The organism is Allobosea sp., assembly GCF_030694325.1.
Classification (GTDB): Bacteria; Pseudomonadota; Alphaproteobacteria; order Rhizobiales; family Beijerinckiaceae; genus Allobosea.
In genome coordinates this window covers 1-17,688 of sequence record NZ_JAUXYO010000120.1, presented here as the reverse complement: position 1 = coordinate 17,688, position 17,688 = coordinate 1, and the positions used below count along the sequence as shown (strand labels likewise).

Genomic DNA, 17,688 nt, shown 5'->3' with positions numbered 1-17,688 from the left:
AGCGACCAGCCGCCCACTCGATCAGCCGGAGGACACGCGCATGGCCTTGTTCAAGAACCCGTTCGACGCCGACCGCCGCATCCGCCGCGGCTGCGATTGCGGCCGGCACGAGAGCCAGTCCGCGCATGAGCGGGCGATCCGGGCCGAGGCGGTCGAAATATCCGCTACGGAGGACGGACGCTATCAGCGTGTCGTCGAGAACGCCGTGATGCGGGCGCTGTTTCCACAGGATGCGCAGCGCCGCTTCTTCCTGAAGCAGGTCGGCGCCTCCACCGCGCTCGCCGCGATCTCGAGCCTCTTCCCGCTGGCGGCCGCCACCGAGGCCTTCGCCCAGGCGGTACCGGAGAAGAAGGATCTCAAGGTCGGCTTCATCCCGATCACCTGCGCGACGCCGATCATCATGGCCTCGCCGATGGGCTTCTATGCCAAGCACGGCCTCAATGTCGAAGTGATCAAGACCGCCGGCTGGGCGGTGATCCGCGACAAGACGATCAACAAGGAATACGACGCCGCCCACATGCTCTCGCCGATGCCGCTGGCGATCTCGATGGGCGCGGGCTCGACACCGATCCCCTACACGATGCCGGCCGTCGAGAACATCAACGGCCAGGCCATCACCCTGGCGATGAAGCACAAGGACAAGCGCAATCCGAAGTCCTGGAAGGGCTTCAAATTCGCCGTGCCCTTCGACTATTCGATGCACAACTACCTGCTGCGCTACTACCTCGCCGAGAACGGCATCGATCCCGACACGGACGTCCAGATCCGCGCCGTGCCGCCGCCGGAGATGGTCGCGAATCTGCGCGCCGACAACATCGACGGTTTCCTCGCGCCCGATCCGGTCAACCAGCGCGCGGTCTTCGACGGCGTCGGCTTCATCCACATGCTCTCCAAGGAGATCTGGGACGGGCATCCCTGCTGCGCCTTCGCGGCCTCCAGGGAGTTCGTGACGCAGACCCCCAACACCTATGCCGCGCTGCTGAAGGCGATCATCGACGCCACCGCCTTCGCCTCCAAGGCCGAGAACCGCAAACAGATCGCCGAAGCCATCGCGCCGGCGAACTATCTCAACCAGCCGGTGACGGTGGTCGAGCAGGTGCTGACGGGGACCTATGCCGACGGGCTCGGCAACATCAAGCGCGACCCCAAGCGCATCGATTTCGACCCCTTCCCCTGGGAAGGCTTCGCCGTCTGGATCCTCACCCAGATGAAGCGCTGGGGCCAGGTCAAGGGTGATGTCGACTACGCCAAGGTGGCCAAGGAGGTCTTCCTCCAGACCGACACGGCTAGGCTGATGGCCGAGGTCGGACTGACGCCGCCCACCGGCTCGAAGACCATCGTCGTGATGGGCAAGACCTTCGATGCCACCAAGCCGGAGGACTACATCAAGAGCTTCGCGATCAAGCGGACATGAGGCGCGCCGTCATTCCGGGGCGCGGCGCAGCCGCGAGCCTGGAACCCATAACCGCCGACTTCGCAGGACAGACCGTGCGCGTTCGCCTCTTCTACCAAGAGCTGTGTTCATGGGTTCCGGGCTCGGCCTTCGGCCGCCCCGGAATGACGGGGCAGGTGTCACGATGACCCTCCCCCTCAACCTGCGCGCGCTGGTGCTCTCGCTGGCGATCCTCGTCGTCTTCCTTACCGCCTGGCATGTCGCCACGCAGACCGGCGGAGCCGGGCCGGCGGCCAACATCGACCCCGAATACGCCAAGCTGATGGGCCTCGAGGTGACGCAGGGCAAATCGGCCATGCCGGGCCCGCTCGATGTCGGGAAGACGATCTGGGGCCATCTGCGCGACCCGTTCTACGACAAGGGGCCCAATGACAAGGGGCTCGGCATCCAGCTCGCCTACTCGCTCGGCCGCGTCCTGCTGGGCTATGCCTTGGCCGTGTTGCTCGCCGTCCCGCTGGGCTTCCTGATCGGCATGTCGCCGCTGATCTCGAAGGCGCTCGACCCGTTCATCCAGGTGCTGAAGCCGATCTCGCCCTTGGCCTGGATGCCGCTCGCGCTCTACACGATCAAGGATTCCAGCGTCTCCGCGATCTTCGTGATCTTCATCTGTTCGGTCTGGCCGATGCTGCTGAACACGGCCTTCGGCGTCTCGGCCGTGCGCAAGGAATGGCTCAACGTCGCCCGCACGCTCGAGGTCGGGCCGGTCCGGCGCGCCTTCACCATCATCCTGCCGGCGGCCGCGCCGACGATCCTGACCGGCATGCGCATCTCGATCGGCATCGCCTGGCTCGTCATCGTCGCAGCAGAGATGCTCGTGGGCGGCACCGGCATCGGCTACTTCGTCTGGAACGAGTGGAACAACCTCTCGATCACCAATGTCATCGTCGCCATCACCGTCATCGGCGTGATGGGCATGATCCTCGACCAGACGCTCGCCCGCCTGCAGCGCGCCGTCACCTATCCGGATTGAGGCGATGAGCGACCGTTACATCTCGATCGAAGGCATCGCCCGCCGCTACCCGAAGGCCGGCGGCGGCACCACCACCGTCTTCGAGGATCTCTGGTTCTCGATGAGGAAAGGCGAGTTCGTCTGCGTCATCGGCCATTCCGGCTGCGGCAAGACGACCGTGCTTAACATCCTCAACGGGCTCGACGCGCCCGATGACGGCGCGGCCATCGTCGACGGCAAGGCGATCGAGGGCCCCTCTCTCGACCGCGCCGTAATCTTCCAGGGCCATTCGCTGCTGCCCTGGCGCACGGTCCTGGGCAATGTCGCCTATGCGGTTGCCGCCAAGCACCGCGACTGGCCGAAGGCGAAGGTCACGGCCCACGCCATGGCCTTCATCGAGAAGGTCGGCCTCAAGGGCTCGGAGCTGAAGAAGCCTTCCGAGCTCTCCGGCGGCATGAAGCAGCGCGTCGGCATCGCGCGCGCGCTCTCGATCGAACCCAAGATGATGTTGATGGACGAGCCCTTCTCGGCGCTCGACGCGTTGACCCGCGGCACGCTGCAGGACGAGGTCCGCCGCATCTGCCTGGAGACCGGCCAGACCGCCTTCATGATCACCCATGACGTCGACGAAGCGATCTATCTCGCCGACCGCATCGTGCTGATGACCAACGGGCCGCAGGCGATGATCGCGGAGATCGTCGAGAACCCGCTGCCGCGCGATCGCATCCGCACTGAGGTCCATCACCACCGTGACTACTACGCCATCCGCAACCACCTGATCGACTTCCTCGTGGTCCGCTCGAAGAGCTTCAGGGACGAGATCCCCGAGGGCTACGACCGCCGTCACCCGCCGATCGTCCGGCCGGGCGCCGACGGGTCCGGCCCCGATGCTGGCCACAAGGCGGCGTGACGTCATGACCTACCACGCACGCGTCATCCCGGACGCAGCGAAGCGGAGATCCGGGATCCATTCCGGAACGGCTCAGGCATGGATCCCGGGTCTCCCGGAGCCTGTCCTTGGGCCGGCCGAAGGCCGGACCCGAGGGGTCGCCCGGGATGACCGCCATCGATTGCGTTGAACCCAAGGAGAACACCGTCATGAAGCGCGAAGAGCTCACCGAGAAGATCCTCGACATCAAGCGCGAGAAGGGCTGGAGCTGGAAATACATCACCGAGGAAATCGGCGGCATGTCCGAGGTGCTGATCGTCGGCGCCCTGCTCGGCCAGATGAAGCTGGTCAAGCCGCTCGCCGAGAAGGCCGCCGCCCTCTTCGGCCTGAGCGAGAACGAGAAGCGCATGCTCAACGAGGTCCCCTATCGCGGCACCGGCACGCCGATGCCGCCGACCGACCCGCTGATCTATCGCTTCTACGAGATGGTGATGGTCAACGGCCCGGCCTGGAAGGCGCTGATCGAGGAGGAGTTCGGCGACGGCATCATGTCGGCGATCGACTTCAACATCGAGTTCGAGCGCGAGCCGAACCCGAAGGGCGACCGCGTCAAGATCGGCATGTCCGGCAAGTTCCTGCCCTACAAGTACTACGGCAACGAGCAGGGCATCCCCGATTACGGCTTCAAGGAGGCCTGAGCCGGCATATGCGGCCGCTCACTCCTCGCGGCCATGCCCCCGGCGGATGCGCCGCACCGCCGCCCAGACGCCCAGCAGCGCGACCGGCACGAACAGCGCGGTTGCGAGGCCGGGCTCGAGCTTGAGCCAGCCCGAATCCTTGGCGCCCTTGGCGAGATAGCCGAACAGGCTGACGACGTAATAGCCGATCGCCGCGACCGAGAGCCCCTCGACCGTCTGCTGCAGCCGCAATTGCAGCCGCGTGCGTTCGTTCATCGCCGCCAGCAGGTCGCGGTTCTGCTGTTCGAGCGCGACGTCGACACGCGTCCGCAGCAGATTGGCGGCGCGCGCCAGCTTGGTCGCGAGATCGGCCTGGCGCTCCTGCAGCATCTGGCAGGTCCGCATCGCAGGCGCCATCCGCCGTGCCAGGAAGGCGGCGATCGTCGGCCAGCCGGCATGGCCCTGCTCGCCGATCGCGACGAGCCGCTGCTGGACGATGTTGTCATAGGCGCGGCTCGCCCCGAAGCGGTAGTTCGAGGAGGCGGCTTCCGCCTCCAGCCGCGAGGCCAGCGCCGTCATCTCGTCGAGCAGCGCATGGTCGGCCGCCAGCCCGTCCGTCTGCGTCATCGTGCCGGCGATGCGCACCAGCGTCTCCTCGGCGCTGCGCACGGAGGGGCCGATGCGCTGCGATTCCGGCATGCCCAGCAGCGCGAGCGTCCGGTAGGTCTCGATCTCGAGCAGGCGCTGCGCCAGCGCTCCGGCCCGCGCCGGGGTCAGTTCGCGGTCGAGCACGAGGATGCGCACGAAGCCGTCCGCTCCGGCCCGGAAATCGGTCGCCGCGATCGCCCCGCCATTGTCGACCAGCGAGGCGGCGAGGCTGGCGGGATCGAACAGCGCGCCGAGATCAGGCTCGACTGCGGCCGGCATCAGATGCAGATCGGCAGAAACGAGATGCGGCCCCGGCTGCGGCAGGCCGCGCATGCCATGCGGCAGGACCCCGGTCGGCGGCAGGAAGGGCGTCGTCTCCGTCCCCGGCAGCTCCCAGCTATAGGTGGTGAACTCGCTGTGCTGCTCCCAGCGCAGGTTCGTCTCGCCGAAACGCGCCCGATGATGCTTGGCCTCGTCGAGCGGCCCCGGCACGCCGCGTTCGGCGCAGAAGCGGCCGAGCGCCGAACGGTCGGCCGTCGCCTGGCGGGAATCGGTCATGAAGGCGAAATGTAAAAGCCGCCGTGGCGTCTCCAGCGGTGCGAAGGGCCGCGCATGGACCTCCGCCAGGATGGCGCCGCGCTCGGGATGCGGAACGAGCGAAGCCGGATCGTCGAAGCTGCTGGCCGCCATGCCCCACCCCTCCGGAGCAGGCCTGCGCCCTCTCCCGTCGGAAGCTTGCGTCATCGCGGGGCGCCTTGCCAACCCCACCGGCTGCCGCAGCCGCGCGCTGCTGTCGCGATGCGGCCGGGGTATCCCTAGGATAGCGCCGCGCATCCGGAGAGCCCCATGCCCCTGCCCAATCGCGTCGCACCTGACGGCGCCCTCTTCGCGACGGCTGCCCGCGGCCTGCTCATGGGCAATCGCGGCGGGCGCTTTCATGATCCGCAGACCCGCGCCTTGCCCCGCCGCATCCAGGCGAGCCGGCAATGGATCTGCTGCGTCCTGTCCTTCAAGAACCGCCGCCGGCAGGTCTGGAGCAGCGGCTACACCGAGCTGTTCTTCTGCGACGAGGTCACCGCGCTCGCCGCCGGCCATCGGCCCTGCATGGAATGCCGCCGCGCGGATGCGCTGGCCTACCGAGCTGCGCTGGTCCGGGGCCTCGGCCTGCGCGAGACACCGCTCTTCCCGGCGATCGACCGCCTCCTCGATGGCGCGCGCCGCGATGGCCGGGCGCAGCGCACGCATCGCCTCCCCGGTGAGATGCTGCCGGACGCAGCGGTGATCCGCGACGGCGACCGTTTTCTGGCACTACACGGCGATGCAGCCTTGCCCTGGACACCGGAGGGCTATGGCACCCGGGGAACCCGGCCGACCGGCATGGTCACGGTGCTGACGCCGCCGGCCTCTCTCGCCGCCCTGGCGCAGGGCTATCGGCCGCTCTGGCATCCGAGCGCACACGCCGCATCCTGACCATTTTTGGCGGGCCCCCGCTTCGCCGTTGATTTCGGCCACCATCGCGCCACTCTGTCCCGCGGATGCGGCACGGTCCGTGCAGCCCTGGGGGGATTCACGATGAAGAGGATCACAGGCGCCTTGGCGCTCGCGCTGCTGCTGGTCGGCCTGCCGGTCTCGGGAGCGGCAGTGGCGGGCGCGGTCGCGATCACGGCGGCGGAGCCCGTCGCGGTGGTGACGATACCCGACAGCTGGCGCAATCGGCCGTCGAACGCGGCGTCCAGATCAAGACACCCGACGAGGAGATCTACATCTGGTTCGAGCTGGTGCCCGCCGACCAGATCGACGCGCTGCAGAATGAGCACGATGCCTATTTCGCGCGCGAGGGCGTCAAGTTCACCGGCGCGACCGAGACCCTCACGCGCGAGGTCAATGGCCGCCCCTGGTCCTTCACCGAACTGAAGGCGACGACCAGCGACGGCCCCTCCATCGTCCGCTATCTCGCCATCGACCCCAAGGTCGGCAGCGGCAAGATCATCATGATGACCTATTGGGCTTCGGAAGCGGGCCACGCCACCCATGACAAGGCGATGAAAGCCATAATCGACAGCATCGCCTTCAAATAGGCGCCCACTGCCACGGCCCCGGCGAGGAACCTTCGGCGCCCGCACGGCGTTGCTTGGCCATTGTCATCATCACACTGGGGCTGATCCAATGCGTTCCATTGCTCTCTGGCTGCTCGGGGTTCCGATTCCGATCATCATCCTGCTCTGGTTCTTCATGCGCTGAGCCAGCGCCTTCGCGGAACCACCACATGGCCGGGCTCGTCCCGGCCATTCTCTTGGGCGGGATGCCACTCCCGACACCAGGCGGCAGGAGCCATCGGGCAAGGGATCCAGCGAGCGAACCGGCGCGACGACGCATTGCAGCCCTGCGTCCCCGCGCCATCGCATCCTCGCGGGAGCCCGCCTATATGCCGGCCATGTCACCGATCATCTCCGTGTCCGGCCTGTCAAAGACCTATGCTTCCGGCTTCCAGGCCCTGAAGACGGTCGACCTCGAAATCCGCCAGGGCGAGATCTTCGCACTGCTCGGCCCCAATGGCGCGGGCAAGACGACGCTGATCAGCATCATCTGCGGGCTGGTCAATCCGAGCACGGGCACGGTGAAGGCCGACGGCCACGACATCGTCACCGATTATCGCGCCGCCCGCGCCAAGATCGGCCTCGTCCCGCAAGAGTTGACCACCGACGCCTTCGAGACCGTGCGCGCCACCGTCTCCTTCAGCCGCGGGCTGTTCGGCAAGCGCAAGGACCCCGACCTGGTCGAGCGGGTGCTCAAGGACCTCTCGCTCTGGGACAAGCGCGACACCCAGATCCGTCGGCTCTCGGGCGGCATGAAGCGGCGCGTCATGATCGCCAAGGCGCTCGCCCATGAACCGCGCATCCTCTTCCTCGACGAGCCGACGGCCGGCGTCGATGTCGAATTGCGCCAGGACATGTGGCAGCTGGTGCGGCGACTGCGCGAGAGCGGCGTCACCATCATCCTGACCACGCACTACATCGAGGAGGCCGAGGAAATGGCCGACCGGGTCGGCGTGATCAGCAAGGGCGAGATCATCCTCGTCGAGGACAAGACGGAGCTGATGCGCAAGCTCGGGCGCAAGCAGCTCACGCTGAGCCTGCAGGCGCCGCTGGCGGCCCTGCCCGAGAGTCTCGCGGGCTATGATCTCATCCTTGCCGCAGGGGGCGACGAGATCGTCTTCACCTACGACACCAAGGCGGAGCGCACCGGCATCACCGCCCTGCTGCAGGCGCTGGGCGAGGCCGGCATCCGCTTCCGGGATCTGAACACGAGCCAGAGCTCGCTCGAGGACATCTTCGTCAGTCTGGTCAGGGGCCGCTCATGACATCCGTTTCCGACGCCCCGCCCGCCTTCAACGGGCGGGCCATTGCCGCGATCTATCGTTTCGAGATGGCCCGCACCCTGCGCACGCCGCTGCAGAGCGTCGTCTCCCCCGTGCTCTCGACCTCGCTCTATTTCGTGGTCTTCGGCGCCGCGATCGGCTCGCGCATGCAGGAGATCGACGGCATCGCCTATGGCGCCTTCATCGTACCGGGGCTGATCATGCTGACGCTGCTCACCCAGAGCATCGCCAACGCCTCCTTCGCGATCTACTTCCCGAAATTCACCGGCACGATCTACGAGCTGCTCTCGGCGCCCGTGGCCTGGTGGGAGGTCGTGCTCGGCTATGTCGGCGCGGCCGCGACCAAATCGGTCGTGCTCGGCCTGATCATCCTGCTGACGGCGACGTTCTTCGTGCCGCTGCGCATCGAGCATCCGTTCTGGATGCTGCTCTTCCTCGTCCTGACGGCGGTGACCTTCAGCCTCTTCGGCGTCATCATCGGCATCTGGGCCGATGGTTTCGAGCGGTTGCAGGTCGTCCCGCTGCTGGTGGTGACGCCCCTCGCCTTCCTCGGCGGCTCCTTCTACTCGATCGACATGCTGCCGCCCTTGTGGCGGACGGTCGCGCTGTTCAACCCGGTCGTCTACCTGATCAGCGGCTTCCGCTGGAGCTTCTTCGGCGTGGCCGATGTCGGCGTCGGCGTCAGCCTGGGCATGACGCTCGCCTTCCTGCTGGTCTGCATCGTGGCGACCGGCTGGATCTTCCGCACCGGCTACCGCCTAAAGAACTGAGGCGGCAGCACGGTTGGGGCAATCAGCTCGCGCTGCGCGTCGCCTGCCAGTCCTGGGCCTGGCCCGCGCCTTCGCTGCGCCCGCTCATCCGCCCGTCGGTGACGGTACCGGTATAGCGCCGGCCATCAGCCATGAAGCTGATCTCGCTGCCCTGCATCCGCGCTTCGGTGATCGGCAGCGCCTTGCCGCCGCGCGTCAGCGTGCCCTCGAGCATCTGGAATTTCTGCGTCAGGCTCAGCTCGCCATCGCCGAGCCGCCAGGTCCCGCCGACCTTGGCGGGCACGACCCAGAAATGCGCCCGGCAGAAGTTGACGCAGTTCTCGGCCAGAACGGCGGTCTCGTCGGGAGTCCAGTCATCCATGGTGAAGGTGTTGGAGACGACCCGCGTGCCCGGCTTCATGTCGAGCAGGATCGGGCGCAGCCGCAGATTGAGTTCCGGCAACAGGAACAGGGTGACGACCGTCGCCTCCTTGAAGTCGGACACGAAAATGTCGCCCTGCTCGAAGGTCGCACGGTCCGCGACGCCCTCGGCCTCGGCGCTGCGCTTCGACAGGGTGACGAGATCGGGATTGTACTCGATGCCGCGGGCCGTGAGGCCGCGCTTGGCGGCGGCGATGACGGTGCGCCCGTCTCCGGATCCGAGATCGACGAGCTTGTCCTCCTTGGTGACCTTGGCCATGTCGAGCATGCGCTGGACCAGAGCCTCCTGCGTCGGCACCCAGACCACGTCCTTGCCGGCCTGCCCCGATTGCGGGACATAGGCAGGGGTCGTCGCCGCATCCTTGCCGGCCTGGGCGGGCTGGGCCTGTGACGGCACGGCACCGAGTGCAAAAAGCGACACCGCGCAGGCGGCGGCGAGAGTCCGGAACGTCTTCATCATCTCTCTCCTGGTTGAACGAGGACGGGCTGCGGCGGCGGCACCATCGCCACGGCATCCGCTGAGGGCATGGCGGCCTCATCGCCTGGAGCGACGCGGCGGCTCTGGAACAACAGCAGCGGCAGGCCCGCCAGCACGACACCGAGGCCGATCAGAGCCCCCTTGCCGGTGTAGGCGAGGCTGGCATGCAGCATATACACGCAAGTGAGGCCGAACAGCGCCGGCGTCAGCGGGTAGAGCGGGACCTTGAAGGGCAGGACCCTGTCGGGTTCCCGCCAGCGCAGGATCGGCAGGGCCAGTGCGACCAGCAGCAGGAACGCCCAGAACACCGGCGCGCTGTAGTCGACCATGGCCTGGAAGCCGTCGCGGCTCGCGGCGCCGAGCGCGACCAGCAGCAGCGCGACGGCGCCCTGCGCGATGAGCCCGTTGGCCGGCGCCCTTCCCCGCTCGTCCCACTCACCGACGCGCGGCAGCAGCGTGATGTCGCGGGCCATCGCGAAATAGACCCGCGCGCCGGTGAAGATCGTCGCGTTGAGCGTCGAAAGCGCTGCGACCACGATGGCGAGGCTGACGACGAGGGCGCCGGACTCGCCCGCGACGCGGCGCATCATGTCGGTGGCCACGGCCTGCGAGCCGCGCAGTCCATCGAGCCCGAGGATCGCCAGCAGCGCCGCATTGGCCGCGAGATAGAGCGCCACCAGCACGCCGGTGCCGATCAGGAGCACCCGCACCATGTTGCGGCCGGGGTCGCGCAACTCGCCGGACAGATAGGCCGCTTCGTTCCACCCGCCATAGGTCAGCAGCACGAAGATCATCGCCAGGCCCAGCGCGGCGGACGGCGGCGCGGCGGTCGCGGCCGGAACGGCCTCTCCGGCACTGCCGAGCAGTCCCCAGGCGATGATCGCCGCGATCAGCCCGACCTCGATGAAGGTCACCACGATCTGCAGTGTCTTGCTCTGGACCGTGCCGGCGACGTTGAGCCCCGTCAGGACGATGATCGCGACCGCGGCATAGATGGCCGATCCATAGGGACCCAGAGGCACGACCTGCGCCGCATAATCGCCCAGGACGAAGGCAACCGCCGCGATCGCACCGGTCTGGATCACCGAACCCCGCGCCCAGCCGAACAGCACGGCGACGGGGCGCCCATAGGCCCGCCCGAGGAAGTGATACTCGCCCCCCGCATGGGGATGCGCGGCGGCGAGCTCCGCATAGCAGAGCGCCCCGATCAGGGTGACGAGGCCGCCGGCGACCCAGACGCCGAGAAAGGCCGCCTCGCTGTCGACATTGGCCGCGATCAGCGATGGCGTCTTGAAGATGCCGACGCCGACGACGATCCCCACCATGATCGTAACGGCATCGAAGATCGACAGCGTTGGCTGCGGATCGGACTTGCTTTGAACTGACATCCTGCCCCTCGCGCGAAATCGCACTGAAGGGAACGCATGAGCACCGGATGCGACAGCCCTTGGGCCGTCACGAAGTCGTTCGAACCGGTCACCAAGACGTGAAGTCGGCGCTCATCTTCCGCCCCCGGAGCCGCCCCGGTCAGGCAGCCTTCATGTCGGCGAAGAATGTCTCGACCGCGCTGCGCAGCGCATGTGCCTCGCGCGCCAGGCTCTCGGCCGTCGTCAGGGCCCGGCTCGCCGACAGCCTGGCAGCCTCCGACGTCGCGGTGACGTCTTCCATCTGCCGCGCGACGCCCGCCGTCCCGCTCGCGGTCGCCTGGGCGCTGCTCGCGATCTCCGAGGTCGCGGCCATCTGTTGGGCGGTCGCTCCGGCGATGACGACCGTGTGCTCGACCACCTCGCCCATCACGCGGGCGATCGTCTCGATCGCCGCCACGGCGCCATGCGTCTCGCTCTCGAAGGCGGTGATCCGTTCGGCGATCTCGTCGGTGGCCTGGGCGGTGCGGCTCGCCAGCAGCTTGACCTCGCCGGCGACGACGGCGAAGCCCCGTCCGGCCTCACCCGCCCGCGCCGCCTCGATCGTCGCGTTGAGTGCCAGGAGATTCGTCTGCGCGGCGATTTCGCGGATCAGCCCGATCACCCGCCCGATGCTCTCGGCTGCGCCGAGCAGATTGGCGACATTGGCGCGGGCTCTCGCCGCGTCGCCGGCCGCATTCCTGATGACGCCGTCGGTATGCCCGATGCGCTGGGCGATCTCGGCGATCGATTCCGAGAGCTGCTCCGATGCGGCCGCGATCGACCGCACATTGTCCGAAGCGTCGAGCGCCGCGCCCCGCGCCTCGTTGGCCTGTGAGGTGGCGCTGGTCGCGACGGCGTTCAGGCTGCGCGCCGTCTCCTCCATCTCGTCGGCGCTGCCGTGGACGGTTTCGAGGATCTGGTCGATGCGGATGTTGAAATCGGCCGTGAGATCCTCGCGCTTCGCCTGGCGCCGGATCCGGGCCGTATCGGCGCTCTTGGCATCGGCCTCCAGCGCCGTCCGCGCGATCGCCGTGTCACGGAACACCGCCACCGAGCGTGCCATGTCGCCGACCTCGTCGCGCTGGCCCACGGAAGGAATTGCACCGACCTCCTGGCCGGCGGCGAGCCGCTGCATCGTCTTGGCGAGGCTGCGCAGCGGCCGCGCCACGCGGACATGGACGAGGACGAGCGCAACCGCGAGCCCGAGACCCATCAGCAACGCGCCGCCGGCCTGCAGCCAGAGGCTGTGGCTCTGCAGCACGTCGCGCTCGGCATCCGTCACGGCGGCCCGGCTCTCGTTGAGCATGGCGACATGCCTGAGCGCCGTGTTGAGAGCCTTGCGGTTGCTGCGATTGTCCTCGTTGTTGCCGAAAGCGTTGGCGGCGGCCGGGCCCAGCTCCCGCCCCAGCCTGACCAGTTCGGTCCTGAAGGCGATGAAATCGTCGAGCTTCCGCGCCACCGCCTCGAAGGCGGCCTGCTCGTGGGGACCATGCAGCGCCCGCCACTCGCCGGCGAGCCCCTTCATCTGGCTGAGATCGGCGAGCAGCGGCAGGGCGAAGCGTTCGGCGTCCTGTGCATCGGCGCTCATATAGATTCCGCGCGACTCCATCACGATCGCATTGACGAGGCTGTCCATGCGCTCGGCCAGGACGGTGCGCTGCGTCACCGCTTCCATCTCGCTCGTCATCGCGGCGTAGCGCGACAGCGCATGGGCGCCGATGCCGACCGCGAGGAGGGCGGCAACCGCGAACACGGCGAAAGCGCCGAAGATCTGTGTCGAGATTTTCCGCGGGCCGACCATGGAGACGCTTTCCGCAAGGGAATCATGCTCCCCCGTTCGCCGGGATGATGGGGTCAAACGGTTAATGGCGACTGACCGCTGCCCCAGCCGATGTGATTGACTTCGCAGCCCCCATCCTGTTCTCACACCGCCATGACCGACAGCCAGACCTCCACCGCGCCGACAGGCGACGCCGCCCCGCATGCGCGGCGCCGCACCTTCGCGATCATCTCCCACCCCGACGCCGGCAAGACCACGCTGACCGAGAAGCTGCTCTATTTCGGCGGCGCGATTCAGCTCGCCGGCGAGGTGCGCGCCAAGCAGGGCCGGCGCCAGACCTCCTCGGACTGGATGAAGATCGAGCGCCAGCGCGGCATCTCGGTCGTCACCTCGGTGATGACCTTCGAATATGGCGGCCACGTCTTCAACCTGCTGGACACGCCGGGCCACGAGGACTTCTCGGAGGACACCTACCGCACCCTGACCGCCGTCGATTCCGCCGTGATGGTGATCGACGCCGCCAAGGGCATCGAGGCGCGCACCAAGAAGCTGTTCGAGGTCTGCCGGCTCAGAGACATCCCGATCGTCACCTTCATCAACAAGGTCGACCGCGAAACGCGCGACCTGTTCGACCTGATCAACGAGATCGAGACGACGCTGGCGCTCGACGTCGCGCCGATGACCTGGCCGGTCGGACGCGGGCGCGAATTCGTCGGCACCTATGATCTCAAGGCCAACAGCTTCCGCCGCAACCAGAAGGGCGACGAGAGCGCGCAGGACCTCGCCGTCTCCGGCCCTAACGACAAGCTCTTCGACGAACTCCTGCCCCATGGCGCGGCCGAGACCTGGCGCGAGGAGGTCTTCCTCGCCAGCGAGGGGCTGAAGCCCTTCGACCTCGAGGCCTTCCGCGAGGGCCATCTGACGCCGCTCTATTTCGGCGCGGCGCTGCGCGACTACGGCGTGCGCGACCTCATCGACGCGCTGGGAGCCCTGGCGCCGAGCCCGCGCGCGCAGATCGCCGACAAGCGCACGATCCAGGCCGGCGAGCCGAAGATGACCGGCTTCGTCTTCAAGATCCAGGCGAACATGGACCCCAACCATCGCGACCGCATCGCCTTCATGCGCGTCTGCTCGGGCAAGCTCGCGCGCGGCATGAAGGCCAAGCTCGTGCGCACCGGCAAGCCGATGCCGCTCAACGCGCCGCAGTTTTTCTTCGCCCGCGACCGATCAATCGCGGAGGAGGCCTTCGCCGGCGACATCGTCGGCCTGCCCAACCACGGCACGCTGCGCATCGGCGACACGCTGACCGAGGGCGAGGACGTCGTCTTCAAGGGCGTGCCGAGCTTCGCGCCGGAAATCCTGCGCCGCGTGAAGCTCAAGGACGCGATGAAGGCCAAGAAGCTGCGCGAGGCGCTGCAGCAGATGGCCGAGGAAGGCGTCGTCCAGATCTTCCTGCCCCATGACGGCGCGCCCGCCATCGTCGGCGTCGTCGGCGCGCTGCAGCTCGACGTGCTGAAGGAGCGCATGGACGTCGAGTATTCGCTGCCCGTCGATTTCGAGCCCTGCCAGTACGCGATCGCGCGCTGGGTCTCGTCGGAGGACAAGGCGGCCCTGCAGAAATTCGTGGCCTCGAAGCCCTCCTCCATGGCCGACGACCTCGACGGCGACCCGGTCTTCATGGCCTCCAGCCAGTTCACCCTGAAATACGACGCCGAGCGCGCCCCCGAGATCACCTTCTCCGACATCAAGGACTACCAGAAGGTCGCCAGGGCCTGAGCCACCCCGGCCTGTGGCGCCGAAGCCACAGGCTCCGCGACGCGCCTTCGGATTTGATCAGGGTCAAATCAATCCCGGCGGGATTGAGGCTGTTGGGAGGCATGAGCCGCGAGCGCGCAGACGCGCCGCGCTCCGATCCTGGGGGCCTTCGCCATGTCACGCATTGTTCGTCTCGCCACCTGCGCCGCGCTGCTCGCCGGCACGGCCCTGACCTCCGCCGGGGCCGCCGATCTGCCTTCGGCCAAGACGGCCCCGCTCGCGCCGGTCATGACCCAGTGGAGCCCGTGGATGATCCGCGGCCGCGCCCTCTTCGTCGTCCCGCAGGAAAGCGCCAAGCTGAAGCTCGGCGGCGCGCCGATCCTCGGCGGCGATGTCGACATTTCGAACTCGGTCGTGCCCGAGCTCGACATCAGCTACTTCTTCACCCGGAATATCGCCGTCGAGCTCATCCTCGGCGTCACCCCGCACAATGTGAAGGGCGCGGGGACCTTGGCCGGTGCGCGCATCGGCTCGGCCTGGCTGCTGCCGCCGACCCTGATGCTGCAGTATCACTTCACCGATCTCGGCGCCTTCAAGCCCTATGTCGGCGTCGGCGTGAACTATACGGTGTTCTTCAACGAGAAGGCCAAGGGCGGCTTCGCCAGCTTCGATCTGAAGGACAGCTTCGGCCTCGCTTTGCAGGCCGGCTTCGACTACATGATCGACCGGCACTGGGGCATCAACTTCGACGTCAAGAAGATCTTCCTCGAGCCCAAGGTCAAGGTCAATAACGGCCTGATCTCCGGCAAGGTCAGGATCGACCCCTGGCTGATCGGCGCCGGCGTCACCTATCGCTTCTGAGATCCGCTCCCGTTCGGCTGGGGGGCTCCGGGGGCTGGGGGAGGAAGGGAGCGGTTCGCCGCTCCCTTCTTCGTTTTCGCCTCAGCCTTCGGGCTGCGCGAAGCCGAGCGGAATAGCCGTGGTCGACTTCAACTCCTCCATCGCGAACCTCGAGGTCACGTCGTTGAGGTCGATGCGCGAGATCAGCTTCTTGTAGAGCGCGTCATAGGCCGCGATGTCGGGCACGCAGGCCTTGAGCAGATAATCGATCTCGCCGCTCATCCGGTAGAAGTCGACGATTTCCGGCAGGTCGCGCACCGCCGCGTGGAAACGCTCGAGCCATTCCATCGAATGCCGCGCCGTCTTCACCGCGATGAAGACCGTGACGCCCGCCTGCAGCTTGCTGCGGTCGAGCAGCGCCACGCGCTTGCGGATATAGCCGGCGGCCTCCAGCTTCTGCACCCGCCGCCAGCACGGCGTCGCGGACAATCCCACTGCCTCGGACAATTCGGCCAGTGGCAAGCTCGCATCCTCCTGCAGGCAGGCGAGGATGCCCAGATCGAAGGCGTCGAGCTTGGCCATGGCACCCCGGGACTCGCAAAAGAATCGCCATGCCGGCACCATGCCCGCAAAGCAATTCTCAATTTGATGCCATAAGCGCCATTGGTTTCCAAGATCACCGCATTCGGCCGCAAGATAGCAAACCATTTCCCCGCCCCGTCGCTATCCTGAGCGGGTGGACGGTGCGACGGGAATTTGCGGATGCAGGGGTATTTGAATGCACAGCGGCGCGGCGCGGTTCTCGCCAGCCTGCGGAGCGATGAGGGCACGTGCTCGCGCGATTATCTCGCTGCTGCCCGCTCGGTCCTGCGCGAACTCGTCGCCCTGCCTGACCTCGTCGCGCGCCTGCCGCTCGAGCGCAAAGCCGGCGGCTACACGCGCAACCTGCTGGCCGGCGACGAGACGGTCAGCGTCTGGGCGATCGTCTGGGCCGCCGGTGCGACCACCTGCATCCATGACCACCACTGCTCCTGCTGCTTCGGCGTCGTCAGCGGCACCGTCACCGAAACCTGGTATCGCGCGATCGATGCGCAGCGCGCCATCGCCACCGAGCAGCATGACCGCCAGCCCGGCTATGTCGCCTGCATGCTGCCGACAGGCCCCAACATCCACCGCATGCGCAATCTCGGGACGGAAGACGCGATCTCGATCCACATCTACGGCTTCGACCACGAGGCCCACGACTCCTCGATCGAGACGCAATTCACTGCCGTCGAGGGCTGACGTTTCGCCGAAACGACCGCCCGCCGGGGACAAGCCGTCCCGCCAATCCCCGCTCGCCCGCCCCCGGCGATGATGGCCCCTCTTCACGAGGGAGGCCACCATGTCGATGCAGGGATCGAGCGCAACCGCCGCGCCGGGGCAATCCGCAGCCCTCTCCGTCACCACCGAGCGCCTGCTGCGCCTCGCCCCCGTCGGCAGAAGCGCGATCGTCGAGGGAGTCGCCGCCGGCTTCGACCGGTCGGCCGCTGCCGCCGGCATCATCACGCGCGTGCGACTGTGCCATTTCCTGGCCCAGGCCGCCCATGAGACCGACCGCTTCCGGACGCTGGAGGAATATGGCGGCCCGGCCTATTTCGCCCGCTATGACGGGCGCCGCGATCTCGGCAACACGCAGGCCGGCGACGGCGCGCGCTATCGCGGCCGAGGCATCTTCCAGCTCACCGGCCGCGCCAATTACCGCCGCTACGGCGTCCTGATCGGCCTCGACCTCGAGGCCGCGCCCGAACGGGCGAAGGAGCCGGCGGTCTCGCTGGCCATCGCCTTCGCCTATTGGCGCGACCGCGGCTGCAACGCCGCCGCCGATGCCGACGACATCGTCGCCGTAACCCGCCTGATCAATGGCGGGCGCAACGGGCTGGCGCAGCGCGCGCAGTTGCTGGCGCTGGCCAAGACGATCTGGGTCTGAGATCTCCGTCATTCTCGGGCTTGACCCGAGAATCTCACGACCCGTTTCCCTCTGGTCTCCGAGATGGTCGGGTCAAGCCCGACCATGACGTGCGAGGCGGGCCTTTACGCGTGCCCGGCCTTCAGCGCCTGGTCGAGATCGCCATAGAGATCCTCGAGATCCTCGATGCCGGTCGAGAGGCGCAGCAGGTCCGGCGGGCAGGGCGAGCCGGCGCCCTCGATCGAGGCGCGATGCTCGATCAGGCTCTCGACGCCGCCGAGCGAGGTCGCGCGCTT

18 protein-coding genes are annotated in these 17,688 nt (G+C 67.5%); 12 read left to right on the top strand and 6 right to left on the bottom strand.

Annotated features, from left to right (window positions below):
- The first annotated feature begins 40 nt into the window (after positions 1–40).
- From Q8M82_RS07300 to cynS, 4 genes are all read left to right on the top strand, one after another.
- A complete protein-coding gene (locus Q8M82_RS07300; RefSeq protein WP_305690713.1) occupies positions 41–1,414 on the top strand; it encodes a CmpA/NrtA family ABC transporter substrate-binding protein in 1,374 nt (457 codons plus the stop codon).
- A 163-nt stretch (positions 1,415–1,577) separates the two neighbouring features.
- Entirely contained in the window at positions 1,578–2,423 is an 846-nt protein-coding gene (gene ntrB / locus Q8M82_RS07295) for a nitrate ABC transporter permease (RefSeq protein ID WP_305690712.1), read from the top strand.
- A gap of 4 nt (positions 2,424–2,427) precedes the next feature.
- Positions 2,428–3,312, top strand: a complete 885-nt coding sequence (locus Q8M82_RS07290) for an ABC transporter ATP-binding protein (protein ID WP_305690711.1) — start codon at positions 2,428–2,430, stop codon at positions 3,310–3,312.
- 188 nt (positions 3,313–3,500) lie between these two features.
- A complete protein-coding gene (gene cynS / locus Q8M82_RS07285; protein WP_305690710.1) occupies positions 3,501–3,989 on the top strand; it encodes a cyanase in 489 nt (162 codons plus the stop codon).
- Positions 3,990–4,007: 18 nt separating this feature from the next.
- Here cynS and Q8M82_RS07280 read toward each other — a convergent pair whose 3' ends face one another.
- Positions 4,008–5,306, bottom strand: a complete 1,299-nt coding sequence (locus Q8M82_RS07280) for a DUF3422 family protein (protein ID WP_305690709.1) — start codon at positions 5,304–5,306, stop codon at positions 4,008–4,010.
- A gap of 156 nt (positions 5,307–5,462) precedes the next feature.
- On the opposite strand from Q8M82_RS07280, the gene Q8M82_RS07275 reads away from it, so the two are divergent.
- The 4 genes from Q8M82_RS07275 (at position 5,463) to Q8M82_RS07260 (ending at position 8,765) form a co-directional block, all read left to right on the top strand.
- Positions 5,463–6,086 carry a hypothetical protein gene (locus tag Q8M82_RS07275; RefSeq protein WP_305690708.1) on the top strand — a complete coding sequence of 208 codons (624 nt, stop codon included), beginning with the start codon at positions 5,463–5,465 and terminating at the stop codon, positions 6,084–6,086.
- Positions 6,087–6,394: 308 nt separating this feature from the next.
- Complete coding sequence (locus tag Q8M82_RS07270) at positions 6,395–6,694, top strand: hypothetical protein (protein ID WP_305690707.1); 300 nt, start codon at positions 6,395–6,397, stop codon at positions 6,692–6,694.
- Positions 6,695–7,050: 356 nt separating this feature from the next.
- The gene (locus tag Q8M82_RS07265) at positions 7,051–7,977 is read left to right on the top strand and encodes an ABC transporter ATP-binding protein (RefSeq protein ID WP_305690737.1); all 927 of its coding nucleotides are present in this window, start codon (positions 7,051–7,053) and stop codon (positions 7,975–7,977) included.
- Entirely contained in the window at positions 7,974–8,765 is a 792-nt protein-coding gene (locus tag Q8M82_RS07260; protein WP_305690706.1) for an ABC transporter permease, read from the top strand. Before Q8M82_RS07265 ends, Q8M82_RS07260 begins: the two co-directional genes overlap by 4 nt.
- 22 nt (positions 8,766–8,787) lie before the next feature.
- Here Q8M82_RS07260 and Q8M82_RS07255 read toward each other — a convergent pair whose 3' ends face one another.
- The 3 genes from Q8M82_RS07255 to Q8M82_RS07245 all read right to left on the bottom strand — a co-directional run bounded on the left by Q8M82_RS07255 (position 8,788) and on the right by Q8M82_RS07245 (position 12,870).
- Positions 8,788–9,642 (bottom strand): SAM-dependent methyltransferase, encoded by an 855-nt coding sequence (locus Q8M82_RS07255; RefSeq protein ID WP_305690705.1) that lies wholly within the window; start codon positions 9,640–9,642, stop codon positions 8,788–8,790.
- Complete coding sequence (locus tag Q8M82_RS07250; protein ID WP_305690704.1) at positions 9,642–11,051, bottom strand: APC family permease; 1,410 nt, start codon at positions 11,049–11,051, stop codon at positions 9,642–9,644. Before Q8M82_RS07250 ends, Q8M82_RS07255 begins: the two co-directional genes overlap by 1 nt.
- 139 nt (positions 11,052–11,190) lie before the next feature.
- Complete coding sequence (locus tag Q8M82_RS07245) at positions 11,191–12,870, bottom strand: methyl-accepting chemotaxis protein (RefSeq protein ID WP_305690703.1); 1,680 nt, start codon at positions 12,868–12,870, stop codon at positions 11,191–11,193.
- A gap of 132 nt (positions 12,871–13,002) precedes the next feature.
- Here Q8M82_RS07245 and Q8M82_RS07240 point away from each other — a divergent pair, with 132 nt between their 5' ends.
- The gene (locus tag Q8M82_RS07240; RefSeq protein ID WP_305690702.1) at positions 13,003–14,625 is read left to right on the top strand and encodes a peptide chain release factor 3; all 1,623 of its coding nucleotides are present in this window, start codon (positions 13,003–13,005) and stop codon (positions 14,623–14,625) included.
- A gap of 153 nt (positions 14,626–14,778) precedes the next feature.
- The gene (locus Q8M82_RS07235) at positions 14,779–15,465 is read left to right on the top strand and encodes an OmpW/AlkL family protein (protein WP_305690701.1); all 687 of its coding nucleotides are present in this window, start codon (positions 14,779–14,781) and stop codon (positions 15,463–15,465) included.
- Between the two features lie 81 nt (positions 15,466–15,546).
- Here the strand turns inward: Q8M82_RS07235 and Q8M82_RS07230 are convergent, their stop codons facing one another.
- On the bottom strand, positions 15,547–16,026 hold the full coding sequence (locus tag Q8M82_RS07230; protein WP_305690700.1) for an Lrp/AsnC family transcriptional regulator: 480 nt from the start codon (positions 16,024–16,026) through the stop codon (positions 15,547–15,549).
- Between the two features lie 180 nt (positions 16,027–16,206).
- Here Q8M82_RS07230 and Q8M82_RS07225 point away from each other — a divergent pair, with 180 nt between their 5' ends.
- Both Q8M82_RS07225 and Q8M82_RS07220 read left to right on the top strand, forming a co-directional pair.
- Positions 16,207–16,728: a cysteine dioxygenase gene (locus tag Q8M82_RS07225; RefSeq protein WP_305690699.1), complete on the top strand. Its 522-nt coding sequence runs from the start codon at positions 16,207–16,209 to the stop codon at positions 16,726–16,728.
- A gap of 100 nt (positions 16,729–16,828) precedes the next feature.
- The gene (locus tag Q8M82_RS07220; protein ID WP_305690698.1) at positions 16,829–17,413 is read left to right on the top strand and encodes a glycoside hydrolase family 19 protein; all 585 of its coding nucleotides are present in this window, start codon (positions 16,829–16,831) and stop codon (positions 17,411–17,413) included.
- Between the two features lie 104 nt (positions 17,414–17,517).
- Here Q8M82_RS07220 and Q8M82_RS07215 read toward each other — a convergent pair.
- Positions 17,518–17,688, bottom strand: a 171-nt coding sequence (locus Q8M82_RS07215) for a PLP-dependent transferase (protein WP_305690736.1), incomplete at its 5' end; no start/stop codon positions are given.